This window comes from Okeania sp. SIO2F4 (genome assembly GCF_010672385.1).
Taxonomy (GTDB): domain Bacteria; phylum Cyanobacteriota; class Cyanobacteriia; order Cyanobacteriales; family Microcoleaceae; genus Trichodesmium.
In genome coordinates this window covers 1-2,751 of sequence record NZ_JAAHGT010001132.1, presented here as the reverse complement: position 1 = coordinate 2,751, position 2,751 = coordinate 1, and the positions used below count along the sequence as shown (strand labels likewise).

Sequence of the window (2,751 nt, the reverse complement as noted above, 5' to 3'; positions counted from 1 at the left end):
CACTTATAAAGCTCATGCATACTAGTATCTTAGGATGATTATGGCAGAAAAATTGAGAGACAATTCTTACTCCTACCCCTTCTAAATTCCCCGTTCCTCCTGTCTCCTACAAAGAGCAAAAAGACTTTCAATAAGCAAACCCTAAATAGACCTCTGGTGGAAAAGAGGGAACACTTAAAACTTAACTGGGAACAGGGAGAAAGAATTGATAATTTTTGCGTATGGGATTGATTTTATTTTTGATTATCACCATATGTCTAATAAATAGAAAGTTCAAGTCTGGCAAAGTTTATGATATTGGGAATAACACACTTGGTATGGTAACTAGAGTAGAATTAGAATTGGAGATCGCTTCCCCCAATAAACCTGCCAAATTGGCAACCACTCCCCAATTATTCTGGATATGATTTAGTCATATTAAAAAACTCAAACAAAACAAAGTTTAAAGTTAAGTTCTTTGAAAGATCCTAGGACTTAGACAAATAGACTCAAATATAGATAGGTATAGGTTTTTACGTCAAAAAGGCATAAATCCTTTTCTGGCGAAGCTTTTCATGGGGAATGATGCTCAAACAGCCTTTTTGAGAGCATTAACGTTATTCCCTTGTCTAGACTTACTTTTCCTAGGTTATGCTACCCAAACAGAGATTTTTTTAATCAGAAAATGTTGATAGCGGTTTTTATTAATAGGACTTACGCACCTGCAACGTATTTTCGTCATTGCGACCCACAGGGAAGCAATCTCTAATCCCATTTTTTCGTACCTCATGCGTAAGTCCTGATTAACTTAACAACTTAACATGGAATAAAACTATCAAGTCTGTAACTTATAAAACTGCAAACATACTTATCTTTATTTCCGTAGTCTACCTTTGTGAAAACCGCTACAAGCACCAACTAAGATGTCCGCTATGGACTGCTTCTACTTTTTTATTTATCGTTTTAAGAGGTATTTTTTATGAAAGGTTTAAACTTGAGTCACGTACATTTTGATGACAACTCAAATGTAATTGATCTGGGGATACCGCTCTTCAACCCCAAGTCCTCCACCGTAAAGACAGGTGAGGGAGCTGATAAGCTCATTGGTACTGACTATGCACATAGTGACTTTGGTGTGGAAGCGCTTGTTGGAGCAGCAGGTCAAAATATCAACTCTGTTATTGCCTCTACCGAATTTAGTTTCAGCTTTAATGTTGCTGCTAAGGGTATTAATAATAATGGAATTATCAGGACAGAAGAAGGACCAGATACAGTAAAAGGTACTGCAACATCCAACATTTCCGCTGTAGCACAATCAGTATCTGAAGCCATAGCTGTTGCTGAGACTGCTGATACTGGTGTTATTACTAATGCTTTTGCCTCCATAAAAGTTAAGTCCACTGCTGATGGTATTGATAACTCTGGTGGCGAAATTTACAACGGTCGGGGTCAGGATGGTATTTCTGGTGGTACCGAAGGTTCTGTGGCAGCAGTCGCAACAGCTACAGCAGATGCCTCAGCAATTGTCGAGGCTATTGCCAAAGCCCCTGTTTCAGATGGTGTCACAGCTTTGGCAGGAGCATTTGCTCAAAGTTTAGCTGAGGGAACTATCATTGCCAGAGGTATTAATAATAAAAATGGCATAATGACTACGGCTACGGGTCGTGATACTATCACTGCTACAGCTACTTCTAGTGCTGCGACCTTGTCACAATCTGCTGCGTCTGCTTTGTCCACTGCCACACCGGGAAATCAAGCTGCGGCTGTTTCTGTTGCCGATGCTTTTGCCCTGGTTGAGGACAAAGCGATCGCTATTGACAACACAAACGGCGTGATTCGTACCGGAAATGGAAAGGATAGTCTAACTGGCGAGGCAAAGGGAACCAATTCTTACGGTATTTCTGGTGGCGACATTTATATGGGTGATAAACAGGATATTCTAATTGGCAAAGCCAGCGGAACCAATTCTTACGGTATTTTTGAGAGCTACATTGATATGGGCAATGCACCGGATACTCTAATTGGCGAGGCAAGCGGAAAAAATTCTCACGGTATTTTTGGCAGTGAGATTCATATGGGTTATGGAGATGATAGAATAGAAGCCTCCAGTTTTGGAGGTGACGTCAATATATTTATGGGTAGAGGGAATGACTTTGTTGAAGGTTTTGGTGACGCTAGAATCAGAGGTGGTGCCGGTTATGATAGACTCAGCCTTGGCTCTTACAAGATAGATCAATTTGATAATATTAGTTTCGGTTCTGGTAACAATCAGGTTATTTTTGAACTAGATGGTATGACTATGAATACCAAAAATTTTGAAAGATTCTTTTTTGGTAATGAAAATCATGCCTTAACCTATTATGAATTACATGACTTTTTAGGATAATGAGGTACAGTTGAAGACTAATCTGTCTTCCCTATTTACTAAATTTACTAAAGTGATAAAATTTTGTACCTCAATAACTCCGAAACTGCTGTAATGTTAGTCCTGTAGATGTAGTAATAAAATTCTGAAGAGGTGGTATAGCTATCCCTAGGCTCCACCCTTCATTTTTATTCTTCCTTCAGTTTCCCATCGTCTAATTGTTTTTGTTGACACTCCTAGCAGTTAATCAGCTTTAGATACTGTTAATAAGTTATAAATAAAGCTCGTAGTAGGGTTTGAGCAAAAAGATAGATATTTCAGTGGCTAAAGGTAAGCATTCAGCTATTAGCAGTCAGCTATCAGCTCTAAGAACCTGTACTTAAGGACTGGGTTTAAATGAATATAGA

The 2,751-nt window shown here is 38.9% G+C and carries 1 protein-coding gene; it reads left to right on the top strand.

Going from position 1 to position 2,751, the window contains the following annotated elements; genetic code table 11:
• The first annotated feature begins 958 nt into the window (after positions 1–958).
• Positions 959–2,365, top strand: a complete 1,407-nt coding sequence (locus F6K22_RS37950; RefSeq protein ID WP_293110012.1) for a hypothetical protein — start codon at positions 959–961, stop codon at positions 2,363–2,365.
• The last annotated feature ends 386 nt before the right edge of the window (positions 2,366–2,751 follow it).